A 1,809-nucleotide genomic window follows, 5' to 3' on the forward strand; every position below is an offset into this window, starting at 1 on the left:
GGCTGTTGCCTCCCGCCATATTCGCCTGCCCCGAGCGCAGATGGTCGTGCGCGGGCTCGAACCTTCCCGTGGCCTTGGCGGCGATGGTCCGCCCGCCCGGCGTCGGCGGGATGCCGCCCTCCCCCTGTCCGTTGTACAGCGCGCCGACGATTATTGGCTGATTTATATCGTTCTCGAGGAACTGGACCATCACCTCCTGGCCGATGCGCGGCAGGAACTGGCTGCCCATGCCGCGGCCGGCCGAACGCTGCGCCACCCGCACCCAGCACGCGGCCTCGCCGCTTTTCTGCCAATGGAAGCGGATGCGCACCCGGCCGAGCCGGTCGCAATAGAGCTCGTCGGCGCCGTTTGGACTGTCCCTGCCGTCGGGACCGATCACGATCGCGCTTTGCGAACCCAAGGCCGTCGGCCTCTCCTGCCTCGGTTCAGGGCGCCAGGTGATATCGGCCAAAATGGCGTCGAAGCAATTGGCGTAGCCGGTCGCGCGCGCCTGCGCTATGACCAGGTCGAAATCCTCCCGCTGCTCGCCCCGCAGCGCCTCCTGCAGCAACTCGGGCAGTGGCCCGAACAATTCGTCGAGCGCTTGCTGCGCCGCTGTGGGCAGGTTGTTGACGCCCACGCTGAGCACGCGCAACACCGCAAACGCGGGCGCTCCGCCCAATCGCCGCAAGGGCACGCCGGTGATGGCGAGCCGGGTGCCTGCGCGCAATGTGCGCAGCGTGGAACGGCCGCACCAAAGCTGGCTGCGCGCCTCCCGGCCCTGCATCTGCATATCGGCATAGCGCTGCGCGTGCGCCCGGCTGGTGAACGCGTACTGCCCCGGCACGTCGTAGCTTTCCAGAGGCGGCATCTTGCGGCCACGCGGCAGCAGCGACGGCGAAGTGTGACCCACCGCCTGCTTCGCCATGTAGTCGTAACTGAGCAAGGTGGTCGACGATGCGCACAGGGTGCGGTACGAGTGCAGCGCCTGCACGGTGTCGCGCTGTTCGCTCGCGCGCGCCGCGTGGAAGCGGATGCCGCCATCGGCCGCGCTGCTGGGGTCGTCGGGCACCGCGCAGCGTTGGCTGCTGTCGGAAAACAGCACCATCTGGGGCTCGTCCTTGGCCTGTTCGAAGCGCCACGCGAGGCCCTCCTCCGTGAGCAGCCTTTGCACAAAGTCGAGGTCGCTCTCGCGGTACTGGCAGCAGTAGCTGCGCGAGAGCGCGTCGGCCATGAAAGAGCGGACCTCGCCGCTCCAGCGCCAGCGCGCCAGCGGCCGGTGGGCCTCGAATATGGAATCGACGATCTCCATGATCGATTTGTCCTGCCACGCGCGGCTGTTGCGCGTCTGGCTCAGGCGCCACAGCCATGGCGACAGGCGCAGCCGGTAGCGCGCCAATCCACCCTCGCTGCCAAGCGTTGCCGCTTCGCTGACGTGGCCACAGAAGCTGGTGCGGGTGCCGTCGGCCAGGCTCACCGCGAGGCTGGCCGGCTGGCCCAGCAAAGGCGACAGTTTGATGTGGGCGCTGGTCGAGACGACGATCACATCGCGCCAGCCAACGCCCTGCACCGCGTCGTCGGCGGCGAAGGCCTCAACGAGCAAGCCGCCCGATCCGAGATCGGCGCGGCCGTCGCCGACGGTCAATTCGTACAACCGGGTCGCGCTCGAGAACTGCGCGAGCGCGGTCGTGATTTGTTCGAACAGGTCCGATCTCATGGCTTCGCAAGCGCTTTTCGAAAGTTGTCTTGGTTCAATTAGTTCCAAGGGGAATTACCTTGCAACATGCCGAATTGAAGTTTTGACGAGTTTCGAGCGCAACTATTTGCGTT

The 1,809-nt window shown here is 66.7% G+C and carries 1 protein-coding gene; it reads right to left on the reverse strand.

Annotation, left to right across the window (positions count from 1 at the left end; genetic code table 11):
• A partial coding sequence (locus C7C56_RS10750; RefSeq protein ID WP_146204412.1) for a type VI secretion system Vgr family protein occupies window positions 1–1,696 on the reverse strand: 1,696 nt, incomplete at its 3' end.
• Window positions 1,697–1,809 lie beyond the last annotated feature (113 nt).

It is taken from the genome of Massilia glaciei (assembly GCF_003011895.2).
Taxonomy (GTDB): Bacteria; Pseudomonadota; Gammaproteobacteria; order Burkholderiales; family Burkholderiaceae_D; genus Telluria_A; species Telluria_A glaciei.